Here is a 22,251-nt window from a genome sequence, read left to right as displayed (position 1 = left end):
CTCACGCTGCACCGGCGTGCCTCGAAGGGCGCAAGCGACGGTTACCGTACGATCGTCATCGACCGCGAGCCGATGACGGTAGCGCTCGTCGACGTTCCGGCCTTCGAACTTGCGAGCGAGGACGTTGCCGAGAACGACGGCGAAATCGCCAACTGGCAGACTTCGGAACTCGAAGGATCACACTGGGATATCGCTCGGATCGCCAACGGCTTCGACCTCTTCCTACCGCCGCAGGCGACGGGCGAGGCGGCGGAGAAGGGCAATCCCTGGCCAACGATATCGCAGCAGGGGGCGGAACAGACGATCGATTTCCGTCTCGGCACGACCGCCCGGCTGCGCCTGCGCTCGTCTTATTTCAAGCAGCGCTACGCGGAAGCCCCGTGGAACCTGCGCCGCGTGCTCGGCTTTGCGGGACAACGGGCTCCAGGCGCCGGTCTCGACACGGCGCGCTTCGAGTTTCTCTATGGTCTCGCCGCGCGCTTCACCGCACCCGCGTTGCGGCTGGCCGAGCTCGGCTCGCGTGTCGGAGGGGTGCGCGATCCGCTGCCGGCACGTCCGCGTGGGATCACACGATCACTGCTCGACGGCACGGAAGCCAAAGACCTCCAGTCGCTTCAGCCGTTGGTCGAAGCCGAACTCTACGATCGGTTTCGCGACCTATCCGCGTCCGTCACAAAGGCGTGGAATACACGCATCGGATTCTTCGAGGCTTATCGCGAAGCAAGTGACGATCCACTCTCGCTCGAGGACAAATCTCCCGACAAGGTTGCCTTCGTTCTTCGCGTCGGGGGGGCCGCAGCCAGCGCTGCCGACATCGATCCAGAACCATGGAAACCCGATAGCAGTTCAACCAAACTCAAGGGAGGCGCGACCTGGGGCTTCGAGTCGAAAAACATCTATGATGAGGTGGCCGCGGCACCATCAAGCACACGCGGCCAGATCGTCAATCCGGGCTTCTCTGCGTTAGGTGGCTCCGGCTTTGTGCGTGCATTTTTCGCCAACGGCAAGACACGTATCGTCTCCGACACCAGTTTCGGTCGCACACATACCTATGCCGTTGAGCGGATTGGCCGCATTGCCCGGCATTGGAACGTTGCCAAGCACGTCGTCGTCTATGAGCGCACGGTGCTTCCGCCGGATCAATTCGCAAAACAGCAGGCCGGACAGCATTTCGGCCGTCCCGTGCTGCGCAAGGTCCGTGAGTATGTCGACATTCTCGAACCCGAACGCCCGTTCCCCGAGACCGGCACCAACGTGAAGAAGCGCGCTCTGTACGAAGCCTGCGTATTCCGCACGTTGCGCATTCCCATCGATAGTCGCTGGGGGCATGACGTTCCGGAGGGCTGGATCGTACCATTGTGGCGCGAAGGCGAAGATCCGGACATCTATCCAAAGCCGGACTTTCGCGTGCATTGCACGGGCGCTCATACCGATGCGGCCGCCACGATTGCAGGACGAAGCGCCAAGCCGTACCAGTTCGTGTTCTTCACCTCAACCCGCAAGGAGGACGGCGACAATCCCAATCTCTGGCCGGCACGCGAAGGCATCGACTTCGACAACGCTCCCTCGCCTGCGCCGGTCGGTACGCCCGACCTTGATCCCGGCAATCCGGACGGAACGGCTGCCGACGATATCATGCATGACCCGATGCATGTCGGCGGCACTTTTGACATCGAAACGGAAGGTGCCGCGGCCAACCTCGTCGCGACACGCAGCAGCGGCGAGCCGATTGCGGCGGTGCTCGAGACCATCACCGTCTCGCGTTCCCAACCCACCGGAATTTCCGGAGGCGCCCCGGGACAGGCACTTGCGCTTCGCCAGGAACTGGAGCGAATCCTCGGCGAAGCGCGCCGGCTGGAGTCGGTTCTCGGAGACGCCGTGTCGCAAGGTCGCACTGTGCTGGGCAACTTGCTCGGCGCGGTCGGCAAGACCCAGGACGAAATTGAGGCTGCTCTCGACGCCGAGATCGACCGGCTCGGCGAAATCAAAAACGTCATTCATCGCGAAGCCGCCAAGGTGCGCGGCGCGATCACCGCTGCGGTCGGCCGGGCAAAAGATAATCTGGCGGGCGCCAAGTCGGGGTGGACCGATGCCTCCAAGGACGTCAAGGCGCGCATTGCGACGGAGATCGGGAAATCCCTCCTATCGCGGCTCGACATGCTCGTAGGCGAGGTCAATGCCGTTGTCCTTCGGCTGGACGAATTTCTAGCATCCGACGCTCCCGTCCGGACCGCGGAGGTCCTGGCGCGCCGGATCGAGGAGACCCTGGCACCGGTCCGCCTCACCATCTTCAGCGCCATCAACGCGGTCGGCTCGGGGCTGGGCCAACTCGATCAGAGCATCAGGAACTTCCGTGGCGCGATCGACTCCGCGAGCCAAGTCCTCAAGCAAGATGGCGACGCCCTCAAAAAGAAGATCGACGGGATCACGACGCAGGCCGATTTCCGCTCGCTCGTCAATCTCTATGAAGAGTACCACGCAAAGGCGCTAACTGCGCTCGATGCGGTCGACAAGGTGGGACGTCGCGGACTGCCAAGGGAAATCAAAGACCGGCCGCTGCTCGCATCTGGCACGAAAAGAGTCCTGGATTTCCTCGCCGACCTCCGGACCACGCTCGTCAACTTTCACGATGCGGCGGTGGCGGACATAACCAAGACCGGCGTAGCGATCGAGGACGCGAAAGCGAGAATCAAGACGGCGATCGATGATGCCGTCGGCAAGGTTGCCACGGCAGCGGCCGCCATGCAGGCGCTCACTGACGAGGCTGCGAAACTGGCCGAAGCTGCAGAGACCGCGCTCAAGGAGTTCCGGTCTGATCTCCAGGCGGACTATGACGCCACACTCGATCGCATTCACACGATCTGCCTCGATGCAGCGTTGAGCGTTGATGACATCAAGAAGAACGTAAGGACCGAACTGCAGGATCTGGCCAAGCGGGCGGCGGACCTGAAGGCCAAGGTGGACCAGGCTGCGACGGCTGTTCTGAACGCGATCGGCGGTCTGCTCGACGAGGTCGGCGTTGAGATCGACACCCAGGAAGCAAAGCTCGAAACTGCCCTCAATGATGCCGCTCAGGGCGCCAACAAGACCGTCAGCGAACTGGAGACGAAGCTTGTTGAGGCGGTCGACAAGGCGGTGGCCGAACTGAAAGGGCAGGCGGGCAACCTAGCGGCCGCTATTGCCAGCGCATCTGACCGGATCAAGCAAGGCGCGGCCGACATTGCGCAGGGCCTTCGCGATAAGATTCCGCCCGAACTCGCAGATGACGTCCGAGTCCTCGAGGAAGGTTACAAGCGCCTGTCCAACGCGCCGAGTTTCCAAAATCCGAGCGAGACGCTTGCACTGATCCGCGCCGCCGGCTCGTCACCGATTCTGCCCAACCTGAAATTCAACCGCGAGCGGATCGCGTACTTCTTCGACGACGCGCGCGACGCCGTGCAAAGCTCTCCCGTTGTCGCGCTGATGAACCGATTGGGGGACGACCTCAAGGCGCTCGGCATTCGGGTACCCACGAACGAGTTCCTCGACAAGCTCATCCCCAAGGGAATGGAGAACTACGATTTCGGGAAACTGTTTCCGGACCTCGGCGGGCTGAAACTCGACGGATTGTTCAAGAATATCCGCCTGCCATCGCTCAACGACAATGTCAAAGTGACCCACGGTTTCGATAAGGCGAGCCTCACCGCATGGGCGAAGGCTGAGGCCAAGGCGCCGTTTCCGAGCCGATCGGAGGTGTTCGAGTTCGGTCCTCTCAAACTGTCGGTGGTGGGAGCGCAGTTCGACGCATTGGCCGATCTTGCGGTGGGTCTCGACGGTGTGACCCGCCGCACCACCAAGGGCGAAGTGGTAGGCGACTGGGAACTCGCCTTCAGCGGAACGCCGCTCGTGACATTGGAGCAGACCCGCGTGTTCTTCGAAAACGGAAAGGGACTCAACGTCGACATCGATCCGACCCGCGTTCGCCTCGACAAGGCAATCAAGTTCCTCTCAGACCTGATAAAGTCGTTCAGCGAGCCGAATTCGGGATTCTTTCTCGAGATGCTCGAGGACGGAGGGATGCCCGCGGGCCTAGCGGCCCGCATCGTGCTGCCGCTACCGCCGCTGTCGTTTGGTGCCTTCTCGGTCACCGGCTTGCGGTTCTCGGCTTCCTTCGAACTGCTGGTGATCAAGGGCACCGGTGGCAAGCGCGGAGATTTCGCGCTGGGAACGACGCTTGCCCTCGGCCTAAAGAGCGAGCCTTTCGTGCTTCGCGTATGGATCCTAGTCGGTGGCGGCTGGCTCCAGACCAGCGCTAGATACTTCCCTTCGTCCGGCAGGCTGATCAGCCATGTGTCGGTTGGGCTGACGGCGGGCCTTGGTCTCGACTTCGCGTTCGGCCCGTGTCGCGGCTTCGTCTACGTGATGGTGGGAGCCTACGTCGAGTTTGACAGCGGCGGTGGCTCCAGCTTTTCGATCGCAGTCATCTTCCTGGTGCGCGGCGGCATCGTGATTTTGGGCCGCTTCAACATCGGCCTCTATCTGCTGCTCGAACTGATTTATCAGAACGACGGCTCTGTAATCGGACGCGGAACCATCGAAGTTAGCTTCAAGATTTGCTGGTGCTGCGAAATCAAGGTTCGTCAGGGCGTGACCTATTATCTCAAGAAAGGCAGCGGCGCCGCCGCGTCCGGAAAGCATCTGGATAATTTCGCCTGACCGGAGCGTTTCATGAAATTCGTTCTGTTTTGCGACGTTTTGCGAACTCCGGGCGACAACGCCAAGCCGACCGTTGGGGTACGAGTGTCGGGAGCGGCTGTCCAACCGTCGACGGGAGAGTCGCCCGACGATTTCAACGCCAAGCTTAAGAGTCTCTTTGACGCCGTGCGCGGCAAGGAAGTGCCGGAGCCCGGTGACGCCGGGTTCGACCGATATCTCGATGATCTCGCGAAAGGCGCCGGTCCCCTGTTCCCCTGGCTCGGAGGCCAGCTTGAATTCTCCTTCTTGTGGGCGACCGCGCCGCCGAAGCAGGCGCCCAATCCGAACGACATTGACCCGAACGGATTCACGGTTGCCGCATTGCCCCTCCCGACCGATCCCGATCAGGCGCACAAAGCAAATTTCGAACTCACCGATGCGAGCTTGCGAGCGTTACTTTACACGGCATTGAAGGATCTCGTGTCAGCCAACGCTCCGAAGCATACCGATCAGTTCAACATCGTCGAGCCATTCAAGCTGATCGGTTGGGACGATACCAAAGGTGGACGACAGCAGATCGAAGAGATCGATGATGCGACGCCAAACTTCCGGTACGAGGCGTTCCTTGCGGGCCTTGCGTCGCTGCCTGCACCGGTTCCGCATGGGAAGTTGAATCTTGTCCGCTTCGTGCAACTCACTTCGATCAAGGCTGCGCAGGGCGGACAGACGGTCCTACTGATCGCGGCACCGCGCTTCAAACCGCGCGCCGCGGCAACAGAACTCGAGCCGAAGTTCGGCGATGCGGCCAATCCGGCGGTCGATTGGAAATTGGTGTCGCCGAGTGTCATCGCCAGCATTCCCTACAAGACGGATTTTGGCGGCCACCAAATCGAGGTCCTCTGCCGTGCGCTCGACCTCGGCGAAGACCTTACCAGCAGCGCCAGCTTCCTTGACCGCGAGACCTTGTGGGTCAAGCGAACGCACTCGGGATCCAACGACAGCCGGGACGGAATCGGCTTTGAAGACTGGCTGGCCCGACTGCCCGAGCAACTGGCCGATACGTTCGATCTGTCCCGGTTGCTTCTGCAAGCTGTGGAGGACGACGTCAAGGCAGCAGGTACGCCCCTTGCGGCTGCCCTTGCTAAGACGGACCGGCTGGACGGCGCAACCCGGCTGGCGGAAGCCGCGCTGATGGCATTGCGCGACTCGTTGGGACCGGGATGCGTCGTAGCCGCGTCGGGCACCGTGCTGAAAGGTCCGAATGGCTCACCAGTTCACGCGGCGATCCTTGAGCGGGTGAACAGGATCATTACCGAGAACGGACCCGGCACGCCGCTCGCGGAGCAAGAACTCAAAACGCTTGCTGACGGCGTCAGCAAGGGCGACCAGGATTTCAGGGACGCGTTTCGCGCGGGGGCGGGCGACAGTCAGCGCGCAGAATGGCTCGGCATGCTGGCGAGGGTGATCGGGCCGGTCCTCAACTTATCCGCAGGATCGGAGTTTCTGAAGGAGCTAGCAGTGCGCGTCGCCATCGATGCACAGGCGAGCGGCGCCTTCGATCCGGCGCCGTTGCGACGCGCAATCGATGCCGCCACTGCGCCAGCTGCTGCCGCCGCCCTGCAAATCGGAATCTGGCGCAAGTCGGCACCAGCGGGGGCGAAATATGAGGCATGGCTCTCGGCGGCCGAGGGAGCCTTCTCCGCATTGTTCGACCGCGGCTTGCGTCTGGTGGAGATACTGAAGAAGGCCAATATCGATCTGCCTTGGGGCGCCGAGGAAGGCATCTGGAAGAAAGCCAGCGACCCCACAATCCCTGACACGGAGGTCTTGTCGGGCTCGAACGCCGCTCCGGGAAATATCCGAGAGGCCATCACACGCTATTTGCACGGAACGGCCTGTGAGAGCGACGGCAGTCCGCCGCCGCTCGAACAAGCCTATCAGGACAATTACGGCCGGATGGGGCGGCTCCCCGCAACTGCGCGCGCCATCCTGGGCAAGGCGGTCGACGAGGCTGCCAGATCGCGCATGCAGGACTGGTTCAAGAAACCGGATCAGGAAAGCGGCAGTGATACACTCCTGATCGGCGATCTGTGCGCCGACGCTCACGGCGTTATGCTGCAGATCGACCGGCTGGTCACTGGTTCCGGCGATACGCCGGACTTCAACGAGAATCTCGCCGGATTTGGCCTGCTCATGCGGCGGAGCCAGCCTGCTGATGCCTGGCGTTGTCTCACCGCATGCTTTGCCGAACTCGATCCCGACAGTGGTACGCCGACGCCCGTGACGTTCGCCACCGCATCGCGCGCGGTAATGGGGGCCATGCCGGTGTCCTACACGAGCAGGATGCCGCAGGCGATCGTGACATACGATAATCGTCCCGTCGTCGGCGATAGCCAGGCCGACGTCGAAACCGAACCTCAGCCGGAAGACGATCCGCACCCGCGCATCGCCCGCCTGATCCAGCCGAGCGTTCAGGATAACCCACCCCCGGAGACGCTGCTGCCGTTCCTGGCATATGGCGCCACCTTTGAAATCGCCCCTTTCGGAATCTCGAACCAGGGCGGATTGCCGGTTGAAGTACGGCGAGACGATTTTCCGGGACTGCTGGATCCGGCGAAGTTGAAGGATGATTTGTTTCCTGCCAATAGCGCCATTGTGCGCCGCTTTTCCTATGTCCGGCGAACCGGCATCGGGTCGCTCCGCGTCGCGCCGTTCTACGCGGCGGCACAGCGGGCCGGGAAATTGTTTCATCCCATGGTCCCGCCCCGCGATACGAAACTGGTCGCCGAGGAGATACTGGTTCCCCCGCAGACCGTCGAGCCCTGGGCGAAGCCGGGAGTCGTGCGCGCGCTGAAGATGAAAACGGCGCTGCTGCTCGCCGATACCAACGGCGATGCGCTTGTCGTCAAGCCGGAAAACGTCGATTGCGGCGAACTGAGGCTGCAGGTCGCCGCGCCGGTGACGACGCTCGAGGATTTCGATCGATGGATCGCCTTCGACGAGGCGACGCTGTCCGAAGGCGACAGGAAGTCGCTCAGGGAATTCCGCAAGGGGGTGCGCAGTTTCCACTTTGAACAGACCGCCGAATTGCACGAGCGCGAGATTGCACTGCGTGATGCAATCGCCAGACATGACACTGCGGCCGAGACGCGGCTGCGTGCCGAGGTGGAGGCGATCAAGGAAATGCTCGATCTGCAGGATCCGGCTGTCGGTGCGCTGGCGATTTCGGTGACCCGGGCGCGGCGTGACGGCGCGCTCTCGGCCGATGCCATAGCCAGCCACAAGCCCGAACTGTTCGAATGGACGTGGAAATGGCAGCCAGGTATGGACCCGACAAAACCCTTTGCCGCTGGCCGACTGCCGATTGAGGTGATCTGCAAGCTCAGCAGCGATCGTAGCAAGCCGCTGTTTGACAAGACGACGAAGACCGTGTGGAGCGCGCCCGGCGATGTCGTGATCGTGCGGCTGTTCGCCGGCATTGATGACGCGCTGTTTGTCGACAAGCTCGCGCCGGCCGGAAGCCGGCGTTTCGACGATAGTGTTCGCCGTGTCTCGATCGGAGACGGTGACGCTGCGGCCGTCGTGATGGGCATGGGCGGCGTCCGGTATCGCCTGTTCTCGACACATACGTTCGCGGTGGAGGCGGCTTCGTTCACGGTTCCTTCCGACGTTGAGGTGAGTGCGGCGGTTGCTGGCAGCATTGTCGGCGACGTGCTCGATGCAGCAGATGAGCGCCAGGGAGACATCCGCCTTCAGTTCAAGCGCGCGCCCTCGGCAACTGCGGATGCGATCGGCAGCATCACGGTCGGCTCGCAGGCATGGCGATGGACCGGCCGTCCGCTATCGCCATTTCCATTCGACAAGATCGCGAACCTCAATGTCTTCCCGAAGCAGGATCCGCAGGACCCACTCATGTCGCCACCGCCGTCGGCGGCTGAGTACGCGCTGCTCTGGGATGTGGAGGGTTTCGCGGAGCGCCTGGACGAGACACTGGATGACGAATCTGCGTCGCTACCGATCAACGAACAGGTCAATGCGCAGGCAACGCCGCCAACAAGCACGCCGCTTTCAACGCGGATCGCACTGCGCTCTCCCAGCCGGACCGACATCGCGCGATACATGCGTTTCCGCGTTGTTGCATCGAATCGATACGTGGCGGCCTATCAGGCCGCCCGACAGAGCGTCGCCTCGCGAGCGGCAAAGTGGCAGAGCACGAGCGGCAAATGGGAAACGCCTTGGTTCCGCATTGGGCGGCCGGCAGCGGTACCCGACACGGTTCCGAAGCCCGGTATCCGGGCGTTGATCCCGCTCACGCGCGCGCTGCGCGATGGCAATGCATCGCCGGTCGCAGGAGTCCTCGCGGTCGTTGACGGCGCCTGGTTCGAGCATGCCGGACTCGCCGACTGGATGCTGGCCGGTGTCGAGAACGCATATCGCAAGAAACTCGAGGTCGGCGGCGCCTCGACCGTCGCAGCGGCAGCCGAGTTGGGACCAGATCCGCTGAGCCGAACCTATGGCCTGGGGCAGAAAGCCGGACAAACGCCGACGAGCGTCGCAGAACTGCGAACCGCCGTTCCGCTCGGGGTGGTGGGTCCGCTGGGACATTCGTTCGATACCGGAACGGCGACCGGCCTCTTTCTCAACAGTTCCTTCATCGTGCGAGCACCGGACCTCGCGGCCCAGGATCCTGCCGGATGGTGGATGGGGAAGATCGCATTCCGCCGCCTTGTCCTAGCGGAAGGCACCCGCGATTACTGGAGCGGGAGCACAGCACCATCGATCAAATCCAGGACCGCGCAGATCGGAGCTACTCTCCATTCGATCGAGGCCACTGCAACGCCAGCATCGCTCAAATTCAGAGCGGCAGGCAAGTTGTCGTCGGGGGGGACTGTGAAGGCCGAAGCGGCCGTGCTGATCGAGGCCAGCCGCAACGACGTCGTCTGGAATGTCTCCGTGGAGGATACGACGCGGCACATGAAGGATAGTTTCGTCGTTGGCGAAGCGATATTCGATCTTCGCGCCATTGCGGTGCGCCGAGTTTCGCGCGTTCCCTCAGGTCCGGAGCAATACGTCTGGTACGAATTGCTCGTGCTTGCCAAGCCGAAGAACCAGAGCTGGGAGGTCGTCTGGCAGACGCAGTGGTTCAACGATCCGAATCTGGCCGAGAACAAGGATCCTCCAGAGGCGGAGCTAGAAATCAACTTCGCGATCGAGTCTCAAAGCAATGCGAAGGTCGGTGAGCTCCGAACCGCGACGATCCCGCAGGTCTCCGATGCGACCGATGGGCGCTGGACCCAATTCTTGCCGAACATGCAGGTGCTTGCCCGTTCCGCCGGCGTTGATCTGGGAAATCTCGAATTGTCAGTAGATCCTGGCTCGAATCAGCAACTCCGCCTGGCAGCGAAAGGTCAGGCGTTCGCCTGGCTCGCAACCGATGCCCTGAAGACGAAGCGCGGAAAGGACGATCAGGGCCTATTCAATCTGTTGCTGGTGACGAAGCGGGTCGCCAGTGTTTCAGGCACCGACGAAGAGGCTTATGTGGGTCTGTATCATTCGGCAGCCGGCTACGACACCGTCAAGAGCGCCGTGGTATTGACATGGTTCGATCGCGGTACGCCGCGAGCACTGGACGACGGTTCGAATCTGATCGGTCGAATCCTTACGGCACGCGCGGGCAATCCCTCGGTTACTGACGCTCAGATCGCGGCTTGGAGAAACGATCCCTGGAAGTCGTTCTTCCCTTCCGAGAAGAGCCTGGAGGACATCGATCCCCTCCAAGTCTTTGGCGACACGAAGCCGTCTGACGCCTCCGCGCAGATCATGGAAATCTATTCACCTGTCTTCGCGAAATGAATCTATCAAAACGAGCCACCTTGCCAAATTCGCAGAAGTGATAATGCAAAAAGTGCTGGCCCTTGAAACTGCCGGCGAGATCCCAGCGGATGCCGAAGACCCTTCCGGCCATAGAAGCGGATCTGAATTCGGGAGTGCTCGGTCGGTAGCGCCCAGCCCCGGAAGGGCAGGCCGCAGTTCGTGCCGTTCGAATGACTTGGAGATCAGGACTTTGGATCATCCTTTTTGGATAGCTCCAAATCAGATTTCTGCCGTTGATCAAGCTGCTGAAGTTTTTGTTGCATATAGTCAGTGGAAACAACCGCGTGCGCCAATCGCCCGATTTTCCTCTCGGCATTCACTGTCTGCAGGGCCCACCCAAGCAAAGCAATGTAGGTGCGAAGCCGAGTGTCCTTTGCTCGAGCGGTAACAGCCGCGATCTGCGCGTTGCGCCGATCGCGCTCCCAGCTCATAGCCGATATCAACGCTTGCCAAAACGTGTCCTCGTAAACGCGGAAGTGCACATCTTCCTGAAGGTCGGCGGCTGTCCAAATCAAGTTGCCAGCGAGGTTGCCTCCGGACAGGCCGAACGTTCGCGCAATGCTAATCGAGGGAAACGCATGGCCGTTTTCACCGAGAGAGCGAAATATCCGCGCGATCGCACCGTCAATGACGTCTCGTTCAGATGACGTAGACAGCCCTTCCACGCGAAGCGCCGTATCGAACACGTTGAAGGTCGCTTCAAAAACAGGTGAGATCTTCCGCAATTCAGGCAGGATTGAACGCTCGAAATGATTGCCCGAGGCCAGGTACGCTTCGTACGCGCGCTGGAGCCCCCCAGCGACGCCCCCATGATGAAACGCGGGAACATCCTTGATCACGTCTGGAGCATCGGCAAGATTATCTGCTTCCGCGATGTGACCTGGCGTCGTCTCAAAAGGAGTTTTCCTGCTGATGGCGCAATCAACCGAGGCGTAGGCGGCGGCAACGAGCATTGAGCAAAAATAGCCCGGATCACTCTGCTTGCGAAGCAAGGGCAAGATCGTCGCCACTGCCCCTCTGGTTGAATATGGTCGATAGAGTGCGGCCTCCACAAATCGCACGATCTTTTCTCGCTGGTCAGGGGAAAGCCCGCTATGGCGTTTCACCCTCAGCTTAGCCGATCGATCGTAGGCCATCGCCGGAAAGTAGACAGGCACCACACCAGGGTCATTGGCCTCGATGCCAATGCCTGATCCGATGTGGACAGCAACGTGAGTTGCATCGTGCGCGGTGGCGGTTCTGATCAGCCAGCTTTCGAAACGAGATCCCGACGAGATGATGATGTCGCCTGGCTGCAGCAGTCGGGGATCAACGATCTGGACACTGGCTGACCGGTCGATCGTCGCTTCGGCAAGAGCTGACAATGCAGGGCTCCCAAGTTGGCCTTGAGCCGACCTATGGAACCAATTCTACTCCAGGATGACGGCATCTTGCACCCGGACGGCGGCGACATTGTGCCAGGGACGCGGTCGCTGAACCTCCGCACCGTGCCAAGCACTTAAGCCACCATGGTAAGGATAAACAGCGGTTCCTCATGTCGGTGATTGCGTATGAGTCCCTCCCGAGGCATCATTAATTCGCTTCGAAAATCGCTCTTATTTACTCTTGCTTTCAAGTGATCGCGAAGCTCACGGGTAACGCGTGGGGTACCGGCGCCATCAGATGAATGAATTCGATCAAGACCGAAGGATAATCCCTTACGCGCGTTTTCCCATCGGCACCACGTTTCCATTACTCCGCGGCACCAAGGACACGACTGCCGCCCTTCGAGGTCTTCCAAGGCGGTCGCAATATATTTCGCGTAGTGCCGCTCGATCATTTTGACTGAGGTGTTGTGCAGTTTGGCGACCTGTTGGATGGGCAAGCCCTTTCGGAGACCGCGCACGATACTCGAGTGCCGCAAAGCATAGGGAATCACCTCCGGCATACCGGCATGCTCGCGAATGGCCTTCCAGGGACGTGCAAGTTCGCCTCTTTTCCACGGACCGCGTTCAGACTTCTTCCACGCGATGCCCCCCGGCTCCTGTTCATGGATCCAGCTCGAAAAGAGGAACCTCGCCTGGCCGCCCGGCGATTGCGGGCAAAAGCACCTCAATCACGTCGTCGCCCACTGGGACCGGGTCTGAGCCGCCATTGCCGCCGCGCCCCTTGTAGGAGCCCGGCACCATCAGACGCCGTGCAGAAACCTGTACGTCGCCCACGCGCATTCGCCTGACCTGGGCATACCGCGCGCCGGTCGCGGCAAGACACACGACGATCCGATATAGATCGCCATCAAATCCTTGCTCCTGATCGACTTCACACGCAGCTTGAAGGATGGCGCCAACCTCCTCATCCGTGAGAATCTGGTTATCCCGAGCAACCGACACAACAACAGGCTGAAACAGTATTCTTCTTCCCCCAAGGAAGAGCCGTGTTGGATTGAGCCTCCTACCGCTCGGACCGGCCGGACTTTAGGCGGGTCACCGGAGTTGGCGCGTTGTCGATCCAAAAGCCGATGGCGAATGAGCCCCCCGAAGCCGAAAGGCACGCTTAGCCGGGGACAACGGCATCCATCCCGCATGGTTGGCTTGCGAGTGAGATGCAACCATCGGTAAATGGCTTCCTGATCGTTCGGCTTTTGGGGGGGCAATGTCTAGATCGCGCATCTTTGCGGTGTGCGCTATCGCACTCGCGAGCGCCATCCCTCTCGTGCCGGCCAAATCTCAGCAGCAGACGCTGCCGCCCAAGGGTCCAGAACCGGCGGCTACCATGCCCGATCAATCGCACGCTGACCAGGCAGCTCAGAAGTCCGACTTTGCGGGCGCCGAGCCGGCCATACCCGGCGATCCGCAGAAGCAGTGCGTAAAGCCTAACGAGTTTGCGGTAGAGCTTCGATCCGGGCGCAATCCGGTTGGCGCCCCCATCGTGCTCGCTACGAATTTTCTGCCGACGAACCAGCGCGTCGACGTCGGCGTGCGTGCGCCATTCGTCGACGGCGTCCGATACTTCGCCGGGATCGACTACGGCGATGAGACCTACCTCTTCAAGCGGCAGGACGCGGTCACTCATCGCGCGACGGAATCCGATCCGTTGGTCCAGAAGCATCTGCTCGAACCCGATCAGACCATCGTCACGCTCAACATGGGAGACGATCTGGCTTGGTTCTGGAGCCGGGTCGATCTCTATCTCTACACTTGCAACAGTCCAGTCGGGCAATCCCCCTGGCGGGTCTCGTCAGTGAGCGTCAGGCTCAGTCCGTACTGGCTCAGTATTTTCGCCGTCATCGCGGAGGTGCTCATCCTCTACCTCTGGATCGGCTTCGCGCTCCGCAAGCAGGATCACACGTTCGCGTCGTTCCTCCGCGCATTGAACCCCGCCCAGGTCTCCGCGGGGCCGGACGGGAAGGGCAGTCTTTCGACGTTCCAGACGTTAGCCTTTTCGCTGGCAGTCGCCGGTCTGATCACGCTGCTGCTGCTGCAAACGGGGACCTTGGTGGACCTCTCGGGCTCGATCTTGACACTGCTCGGCATCAGCGGAATCGGAGCCACGATCGCCAAGGGCACGGATAGCCAGCGCAATACGCTATCGGCCGACAATCGGGCATGGCTGCTCAGACATGGCTGGATTCCGATGGCCAAGACCGTTGTCGACTCGTCGAACGCGACGTGGCGCGATTTTTTCTCTACGGACGGCGTCTTCGACGTGTACCGGTACCAGAGCTTCATCTTTGGACTTGTGGTGATCGGCGGATTGATCGCGGCGGGCGTCAATCAGCTATCGACGTTCGTCGTCCCGAACACGATCCTTGGCATCGTGGGGCTGAGTCAGGTCGTCTACATCGGCGGCAAGCTCGTGACGCCCACCAACATTTCCGATCTAAACGCTTCCATCGCCAGTCTTCGCACCGACGAACAGAAGCTCAAGGCAGCCGCAGTCGCGAAAAAGCAAGGACAAGTAACAAGCCTGGCGGAAGCCATTCCGCTGATTGGGCAGGACGCCTACGACGCGTATCGACAGCAGGCGAGGGATGTCGCCGCGATCTTCACGGATGCGACCGGCATCGTCGTCGCTGACACATCGCTCGAGCCGGTCGTCAATTGAGGGAGGCGGCATGCCTAAGAACATCCTGCTGTTCGCTGATGGTACTGGAAACGAGGGGGGCCTCTTGCCGGACGAGAGTCGAACCAACGTCTATAAGCTATACCGGGCGACGCGGACGGGGCCTGACTCGATCATCGACCCCAAGAAGCAGCTTGCACTCTATGTTCCCGGCATCGGGACGCCGGCGCCGAGGCATGACAACGGTTGGGACCGTCTCAAGGAGACCGTTCAACAGATGTTTGGCTTCGGAATCACAAAGAAGATCATCGATTGCTACGTGGCAATCATTGGCGTGTGGGAGCCGGGAGACCGCATCTATCTGTTCGGATTCAGTCGGGGGGCCTACACGGCCAGATGTCTCGCACACGTGCTCCAACTTTGCGGCGTTCCGCGGAAAGATCGGAATGGCGAATTCATCAGCCTCGATCCCAAATCGTTGCGACGGGTCGCCAGGGAGGCGGTCTCTTCCGTCTACTGGCTTGGAATGCCGCGGGACGGGGCAGATGCGGACAAGCGAGCGGAGCAGTTCCGCTCCGCCTACAAATCGGAAGTCGGACGCGCCGCGGGTGCCTCCGCTTATTTCATCGGGATCTGGGATGCTGTCGCTGCAATTGGGTGGCAGCGCTTCTTTCCCGACTGGGCGTACGATAGGCATTTCACTTCAGACGTCCAGTACGCGCGGCATCTGCAATCGATCGACGAAGGCCGGAAGGACTTCAAGCGGGTGCCATGGGGAGGGAGCGGGACCGTCAAGTGGCCCGACAGACAGGACGAGCCGGAGCAATTCGATCAGATCTGGTTCGCGGGTAACCACGCCGACATCGGCGGAAGCTATCCTGAGAACGAGTCTCGGCTGTCAGACATCACGCTCCACTGGATGGTGGAATTCATCGCCGAGAAGATACCCGAGGCTGGTCGCGTGATCGTCGACAAGAGCCTGCTGCGGCTCTATCCGTCGGCCGATGGAATGATGCACGACGAATGCATGGTCGGGATGGGCGGGACCGCGCTCCACTGGTCGAAAGCGGTCCGTAGCGTGCCGGACACCGCGCAACTTCACGAGACGGTCTATGAACGACTCGCGATGAAATCGGTACGCAACTACACGAGCTTCGGTCCGTACAGGCCCGCCGCCTTGCAAAATCATCGAAAAGCGAAATCGTTTTTCGAACCGACCAAGACAGAGAAGGGTCCCCAGGCCGGCGAGAGCCCTCAAAATGAAACGCAAACGTCTGGGCCAGCTGAGACCTGACCGCGCAGAGCCGCTGCAGTGGCCCGGCCAGCCGACGGTGCCCGAGTCGGTGAATCACGAGTTAATTTTCTGACAAATTTCGCCGATCGTCGATCCCGCGACTCAGTCTATGACGCCTTCGTCGCACGAAAAAGCGGGTGCACACCGATGCAAAATTCGAATGACGTCGCAAGCAACGAGATACTTCGAGACCGCGTCCTGTCCTTGCTCGTCGTGGGGGCCAGCGTGTTGGGAGGGAGCGCCGTTTTGCTGATACAGGCGTTACCGCTACTTCACGGTTTTCCTAGGGGGCAGTAGCGAGTTTCGAGCGGCACACGAGCCAACTTAGCCCGCGAAGCAGTGTCCAATGAAACGGCCAACAAAGCGTCCAACACGGAATTTGGCCGGCAGGTGTAAGTGCCTGCAATTAAAAAGAAAAATCTATAGAAATACTTGCGCCGGAGCGCTTCACCGCTCCACGATTTTCTACGATATTCTGCGATTGTGTGCGTTCTATTGCGTTTTTGAACGCCGTGTCCGCTGTTTGCTGGGCCTTCCGGTGCTCCCCTTCTACCTTCCATTGGAATGACGTAGGAAGTGGCCGGAAAAGGACTCGAGATGGCTAAGCAACCCGAGAAGAAGATGCCAGCCTTGAAGGGCGTGTCGGCCGCCGAACGCGCTTTGGCGGTATTGACGGCGTTCCGTCGGGGCGACCGCGCGTTGAGCCTGGCCGAACTGGCCGAACGGACCGGCCTGGTGAAGAGTACGATCTTGCGGCTCGCTCTGTCGCTCCAGCAATACCGGCTACTAGCGCGGCTGCCGGACGGCTCGTATCGGCTTGATGCCGAGACGTTGCGGCTCGGGACCGCCTATCAACAGGCATTCCGTCTTTCCGATCATGTCATGCCCGTGCTCGAGCAACTCGCGGCGAAGACAGGGGAGACGACGTCATTCTATGTTCGGAATGGCGAGGAGAGGCTTTGCCTGTTTCGCGTGGAAAGCACCAACCGGATCAGGATGACCGTTCAGCCGGGCGATACCAGGCCCATGGACAAGTCCGCCATCGCCCGGACGCTGCTTCGGTACGAAGCCGGTCCGCCTGGTCCTGACGATGAACTGCCGCTCTTCACGTCTGGTGTTACCGATCCTCACGCCGCTGCGCTTGCCATGCCGGTGTTCGGCATTGCGGACTCCCTGGTCGGCGCTTTGGCCATTTCCGGCCCGATCAGCCGGCTGACCGAGGCGCGGGCCGAGCAGGTCAAGGGACCGCTGGTCGAGGCTGCGCACAAATTGACATTGGCATGCGGGGGCACACCGCCCGGTGCGGGGAAAAGCCCGCGCAAGCGCAGCGCCGCCCGACCGGCAAACGCCTCCACATGAAACGAAACGGCGTTTCATTATAGCTTGCCGCTTCGCCGCGGCGGGCTTATAAGCCTCCCCATAACAAGCAATGGGGAGGACGAACGTCGTGGCATCAGCATCGCTCACGCGAAGGACAGTGCTGGCCGGCCTCGCTGCAACCGCTGTTGCGCCGATGACGGCAGCGCGGGCGGAGGAGGTTCGTTGGTCGAGCGGCTCGGAGAAGCCGCGTTTCGTTGCGCCGCCCGGTGCCACGGATTGCCACTTTCACACGTATGACAAGACCTATCCGGTCATGAAGGGCGCCACCTTGCTGCCCGAGGACGCCTTGCCCGACGATTATCGCGCTCTGCAGCGCCGGATCGGCACCACGCGCGGCGTCATCGTCCAGCCCTCAACTTACGGGACGGACAACCGGCTGCAGATCGCATCGCGACACGCACTGGGCGCCGAGAATTTTCGCGTGATCGCCGTTGTGGCCGAGGACGTCTCGGATCAAGAAATGCGGCAGCTCGACGCGCAGGGTGTCCGCGGCGTTCGCTTCAATCTCGGCTTTCCCGGCGTGCTGTCGGTCGGCTCGCTCAAACTGCTCGCCCCGCGGCTGGCCGATCTCGGCTGGCACTGCCAGATCAACATGCGTCCCAAGCAGATCGAGGACAATGCGGAGTTGCTCGCGGCGTTGCCCGGGCGGCTCGTGTTCGATCATCTGGCGCAGGTGCCGCAACCGGACGGTCTGGCAAGCGCGCCTTACAAGGTCATCCGTGGCCTGCTCGACCGCGGCAGGACCTGGGTCAAGCTGTCCGGCCCCTACGTGTCGAGCAAGCAGGGCGCCCCCGACTTTGCCGATGCCGGCGCAGTTGCAGCAGCCTACGTCAAGGCTGCGCCCGAGCGACTGGTCTGGGGCAGCGATTGGCCGCATCCTTCCGAGAGGGAACAGAAGCCGGACGATGCGCGGCTGTTCGATCTCTTCAATCAATGGGCGGGAGAGGCTGCATTCAAGCGCATTCTCGTCGACAATCCGGCCGAGCTGTACGGCTTTGCGCGAGGTGTCCAATGACATTCTTCAACCCGCCGCGCCGCATCGAGACGACCATCTTCACGCGGCTTCCGGACCAGTTCCGCAAACCCCGTCGCACATCCTGGGCTGATGCCAACCAGGGCGGCCGCGAGATCGACTCCTTCCTCGAAGGTCCGTCCTTCGATCGCCAGGGACGCCTCTATGTCGCGGACATTCCGTATGGCCGCATCTTCCGCGTCAGCGCGGATGGCGCGTGGGAGCTCGTGACCGAATATGACGGCTGGCCGAACGGCCTGAAGATTCATCGCGACGGCCGCATCTTCATCACCGACTACAAGCGCGGGATCATGCTGCTCAATCCCGCGACCGGCACAGTAACGCCGTTCCTGGAGACGGCGGCGAGCGAGAGCTTCAAGGGCGCGAACGATCTCGTCTTCGCGCCATCGGGCAATCTCTATTTCACCGACCAGGGCCAGACAGGGATGCACGATCCGACGGGACGGGTCTGGAAGCTGACGCCCGATGGCCGGCTGACGTGCCTGATCAATACGATCCCCAGTCCGAACGGCATCGTCGTCGATCAGGAGGAGAGTTTTCTGCTCGTCGCGGTGACGCGCGCCAACCAGATCTGGCGCGTGCCGTTGCCGGCCAGCGGCCTGACGACCAAGGTCGGCATCTTCTCGCATCTCCATGGTGGCCCCGGTGGCCCCGACGGACTGGCGCTGGACAGTGGCGGCAATCTGCTGGTTTGTCACACCGGCTTCGGTTCGGTGTGGCGGTTGTCGCCTTTGGCCGAGCCGCTCGATCGCATCGTGTCCTGCGCCGGCGTCGGCAACACCAATCTCGCGTTTGGCGGACCGGAGCGCAAAAGCCTGTTCATCACTGAAAGCCGTACAGGAACGCTGATCCGCGCCGAGCTCGAGACACCGGGCCTGCCGATGTTCTCGCATGCCGACTAGGTCAGCGTCGGCGCAAGCAAGCCAACAGAGCCTGCGCGGGATGGCGCAGGGCCCGTCCATCCACGATCTTGACCTGCGATCGGCAGGAGTAGCCGGTGGCGAGAAGGCGGCCGCTCTGCGCCCATCGCGCCACCTGTTGGCTCCAGCTCATCGCGTAGATCTGCTCTGAGGTGGCGCGGTGCTCAGCCTCGTGGCCATAGGTCCCCGCCATACCGCAACAGCCAGAGGGCAGCACGCGCAGCGTCGCGCCCGCCGCTGCGAACGCTGCTTGCCAATCCTTCAGGCTGGATACGGCGAGCGATCGTTCCGAGCAGTGCGGCAGCAAGAGATATTCGTCGCTGGCGCCGGGCTTTCCGGGGATCGCATCGCGGTGACGGGCGAGCCATTCCTGGATTAGCAGCACCGGTGGCGGACGGTCCGCTTCCGCCAGCATGGTGTAGTCCGAACGATAGGTAAGCGTCATCGAAGCGTCGATGCCGACGAGCTCGACGCTGGCCGCGGCAAGTTCGCGCAGCATGGCGGCGTTGCGCGATGCCGTGCGAGTGAAAGCGCCGAGCAAGCCATGCACATGCAGTGGCTTGCCATTCGGCAGGAAGGGCGCGACGAACGGCTTGAAGCCGATCGCCTGCATCAGATCGAGCACCGCCAGCACGACAGGCGTCTCGTACCAGCTCGTGAAAGCGTCCTGCACCAGCACCACGCTGCGCGCGCGCTGCTCGGCCGGCAGCGCGGCTAGTGTCGCGGGCGTTGCCATTGCGATTCCACGCGTTGCCAGTTCCCGTCGCAACGAAGCACCGGAGAATTTTGGCGTGTGCACCAGGCCGATAGTCCGCATCGCGGCGCGACCCGCTGGATTGTCGAGCAGCAGATTGTACAGCCACCCGATCTTGCCGAGCATCGGCAGCATCGCTTCCAGTGAAGCGACCATGTGGTGGCGTAGCGGGCGCAGATAGCGGCCGTAATAGAGCTCGAGGAATTTTGCCCGGAACGTGGGGACATCGACCTTGATCGGACACTGCCCGCTGCAGGACTTGCACGCGAGGCAGCCGTCCATCGCATCCATCACGGCGTGCGAGAAGTCGGGCGCACCGGACCACGTGTTGCGCAACCGCGCGGGAAAATTCCGCCACGGCGCGCCACTGCGAAGCCGAGCCGCTTCGGCAACGGGATCGACGCCGCGCGCCGCCAGTTGGCGCAGCCATTCGCGGGTCAACGAGGCCCGGCCCTTCGGTGAATGCCGGCGATCACGCGTCGCCTTGTAGGACGGACACATCGCCTCATCCGCGTCCCAGCTGAAGCATGCGCCATTGCCATTGCAGTGGAGCGCTTCGTCATAGGCGGCACGAACGGAGCGGGGGATGGTCCGGTCGAGTTGGCCGCGCGTCGTCAGCCCGTCGATTGCAAGCAGCTTTCCATTCTCGGGCGCGGCGATCTTGCCCGGATTGAGCTGGTTGTGCGGATCGAAGGCGGCCTTGATCGATTGCAGGGTCGGATAGAGCGGGCCGAAGAAGCGCGGCGAGAATTCGGAACGCACGCCCTTGCCGTGCTCACCCCACAGCAGTCCGCCATACTTTTTGGTGATCCCGACGACCTCTTCCGTGATCTCCCGGATCAGCAACTCCTGTGCCGGATCCTTCATGTCGATGGCCGGCCGCACATGCAGCACGCCGGCGTCGACATGGCCGAACATGCCGTAAGTGAGGTTGCGGGCGTCGAGCGCGGCGCGGAATTCGGCGATGTAGTCGGCGAGGTGTTCCGGCGGGACGGCGGTGTCCTCGACGAAGGGGATCGGCCGCTTGTCGCCTTGCATGTTGCCGAGCAAGCCGACCGATTTTTTCCGCATGTCCCAGATCGCGCCGACATCGGCTTCGCAGCGCGCCACGGTGAAGCCGCGGCGGCCGCGCGCTGTCCCGGTGGACGCCAGCGCATCGCTCACCTTGCGAACTGACGTCTCGACATCGGCCTCGACGTCGCCGACGAATTCGACGAGGTTCACGCCCCTGGCGCGCTGTCCGTCATCCTCGGGAAAATATTGCCGGACGGACTGCCAGATCACATCGTCCTGTGCGAGGCCGAGCACCCTGGAGTCCACGGTCTCGATCGAGGCCGCGCCGAACCGGATCAACTCCTGCGCATCGCGCAAGGCGGCGTCGAAGCTGCCGTAGCGCACATTGACCAGCGCGCTGTGTTTCGGGATCGGTACCACGTTCAGCTTGGTCTCGGCGATCAGCGCCAGCGTGCCTTCGCTGCCGCAAAGGATCGAATTCAGGTTGAAACGTCCGCGCTCATCGCGGATGTGCGCGAGGTCGTAGCCGGTCAGGCAGCGGTTCAGCTTCGGAAAGTGAGCCGCGATCAGGTCCGCCTGCTCGCGCTGGATCGCGTCGACCAGCCGATGAATCGCGCCGACGCGGTCGTCGCGCCGTTTGATGTGCCGCAGTTCCTCGTCCTCGATTGCGCGCGAGGTCCAGACCGTGCCGTCCAGCAGCACGGTCGTGAGCTCCAGCACGTGATCGCGCGTCTTGCCATACAGGCATGAGCCCTGGCCGCTCGCATCCGTGCTGATCATGCCGCCGATCGTGGCGCGATTGGAGGTGGAGAGCTCCGGCGGAAAGAACAGGCCGTGTTCGGCCAGCGCCGCGTTGAGCTGATCCTTCACGACGCCTGCCTGCACCCGCACCCAGCGCTCTCTGGGATTGATTTCGAGGATGCGGTTCATGTGGCGCGAGACATCCACCACCAGACCTTCAGTCAGCGATTGGCCGTTGGTGCCGGTTCCGCCGCCGCGTGGCGCGAACACGATGGTCTTGAAGCGCTCGTCCGCCGTGACACGCGCAAGGCGCACCAGATCGTCGACGTTGCGCGGAAAAGCGATGAGTTGCGGAAGCAGCTGGTAGATCGAGTTGTCGGTCGCCGAGACGATCCGATCGGCATAATCAGGCATCAGATCGCCCTCGAACCCGCGCAGGCGAAGCTCTGCGAGGAGCTCGGCATGCAACGGAGCAGGGGCCGGCATATCGGAAATGCGTGGCAGCATGATCTCTCCCCGGGCCGGC

10 protein-coding genes are annotated in these 22,251 nt (G+C 61.9%); 7 read left to right on the top strand and 3 right to left on the bottom strand.

Going from position 1 to position 22,251, the window contains the following annotated elements:
- Positions 1–495 precede the first annotated feature (495 nt).
- Both CWO91_RS13605 and CWO91_RS13600 read left to right on the top strand, forming a co-directional pair.
- Positions 496–4,695, top strand: coding sequence for a hypothetical protein (locus tag CWO91_RS13605; RefSeq protein ID WP_130213915.1), 4,200 nt, complete (start codon positions 496–498; stop codon positions 4,693–4,695).
- 12 nt (positions 4,696–4,707) lie between these two features.
- Positions 4,708–10,527: a hypothetical protein gene (locus CWO91_RS13600; protein ID WP_130213914.1), complete on the top strand. Its 5,820-nt coding sequence runs from the start codon at positions 4,708–4,710 to the stop codon at positions 10,525–10,527.
- Positions 10,528–10,730: 203 nt separating this feature from the next.
- Here the strand turns inward: CWO91_RS13600 and CWO91_RS13595 are convergent, their stop codons facing one another.
- Positions 10,731–11,912: a hypothetical protein gene (locus tag CWO91_RS13595; RefSeq protein WP_130213913.1), complete on the bottom strand. Its 1,182-nt coding sequence runs from the start codon at positions 11,910–11,912 to the stop codon at positions 10,731–10,733.
- A gap of 663 nt (positions 11,913–12,575) precedes the next feature.
- Positions 12,576–12,917, bottom strand: a complete 342-nt coding sequence (locus tag CWO91_RS45235; protein WP_349643579.1) for a hypothetical protein — start codon at positions 12,915–12,917, stop codon at positions 12,576–12,578.
- Between the two features lie 382 nt (positions 12,918–13,299).
- On the opposite strand from CWO91_RS45235, the gene CWO91_RS13585 reads away from it, so the two are divergent.
- From CWO91_RS13585 to CWO91_RS13565, 5 genes are all read left to right on the top strand, one after another.
- The gene (locus CWO91_RS13585) at positions 13,300–14,631 is read left to right on the top strand and encodes a hypothetical protein (protein ID WP_130213912.1); all 1,332 of its coding nucleotides are present in this window, start codon (positions 13,300–13,302) and stop codon (positions 14,629–14,631) included.
- Positions 14,632–14,641: 10 nt separating this feature from the next.
- On the top strand, positions 14,642–15,883 hold the full coding sequence (locus CWO91_RS13580) for a phospholipase effector Tle1 domain-containing protein (protein WP_130213911.1): 1,242 nt from the start codon (positions 14,642–14,644) through the stop codon (positions 15,881–15,883).
- 597 nt (positions 15,884–16,480) lie between these two features.
- Positions 16,481–17,242 (top strand): IclR family transcriptional regulator, encoded by a 762-nt coding sequence (locus CWO91_RS13575; protein ID WP_130213910.1) that lies wholly within the window; start codon positions 16,481–16,483, stop codon positions 17,240–17,242.
- Between the two features lie 88 nt (positions 17,243–17,330).
- Positions 17,331–18,278 carry an amidohydrolase family protein gene (locus tag CWO91_RS13570; RefSeq protein WP_349643578.1) on the top strand — a complete coding sequence of 316 codons (948 nt, stop codon included), beginning with the start codon at positions 17,331–17,333 and terminating at the stop codon, positions 18,276–18,278.
- The gene (locus CWO91_RS13565; RefSeq protein WP_165405429.1) at positions 18,275–19,198 is read left to right on the top strand and encodes an SMP-30/gluconolactonase/LRE family protein; all 924 of its coding nucleotides are present in this window, start codon (positions 18,275–18,277) and stop codon (positions 19,196–19,198) included. Before CWO91_RS13570 ends, CWO91_RS13565 begins: the two co-directional genes overlap by 4 nt.
- Position 19,199: 1 nt before the next feature.
- Here CWO91_RS13565 and ydiJ read toward each other — a convergent pair whose 3' ends face one another.
- Positions 19,200–22,232, bottom strand: a complete 3,033-nt coding sequence (gene ydiJ, locus CWO91_RS13560; RefSeq protein WP_130213907.1) for a D-2-hydroxyglutarate dehydrogenase YdiJ — start codon at positions 22,230–22,232, stop codon at positions 19,200–19,202.
- Between the last annotated feature and the right edge of the window lie 19 nt (positions 22,233–22,251).

The sequence above is a fragment of the Bradyrhizobium genosp. SA-3 genome (assembly GCF_004212635.1).
In the GTDB taxonomy this organism is placed as follows: domain Bacteria; phylum Pseudomonadota; class Alphaproteobacteria; order Rhizobiales; family Xanthobacteraceae; genus Bradyrhizobium.
Note: the sequence above shows the minus strand (reverse complement) of the source record. Positions and strands in the feature narration are given on the sequence as shown.